At 52.3% G+C, this 388-nt stretch carries 1 protein-coding gene; it reads right to left on the bottom strand.

Annotated features, from left to right (window positions below; translation table 11 throughout):
- Window positions 1–155: 155 nt before the first annotated feature.
- A partial coding sequence (locus JUK32_RS20665) for an ATP-binding protein (protein ID WP_204140761.1) occupies window positions 156–388 on the bottom strand: 233 nt, incomplete at its 5' end.

Here is a 388-nt window from a genome sequence, read left to right on the forward strand (position 1 = left end):
TATTAAATGTCAAGTACATAGGCGTGTCGCGACAACTACATAGGCGGATGAGTCGTCGGCAAAGCGCGATCGGCAGCGGCAGCAACCGTATCTTCAGTCACCAACGTCTAATTTGAGAAGAGATCATAGTTGTCGCGACAACTATAGATCGGGTTCTAGGATGGCTGTGTCGCTGAGGCCGAGCGTGTCGTGGCTGAACGCTTGCGGTAACTATCGGTCTGCATTTCGACAATCAAAGCATGATGCACCAGGCGGTCAACCGCAGCGACGGTCATCATGGTGTCAGCAAAGACGGCATCCCACTGGCTAAAAGGCTGATTAGCGGTAATGAGTAAACTGCGGCGCTCGTAGCGATGAGCAATGAGTTCAAAGAGGACCGAGGTTTCGG

Origin of the sequence: Halomicronema sp. CCY15110 (assembly GCF_016888165.1) — a bacterium.
In the GTDB taxonomy this organism is placed as follows: Bacteria; Cyanobacteriota; Cyanobacteriia; order Phormidesmidales; family Phormidesmidaceae; genus Halomicronema.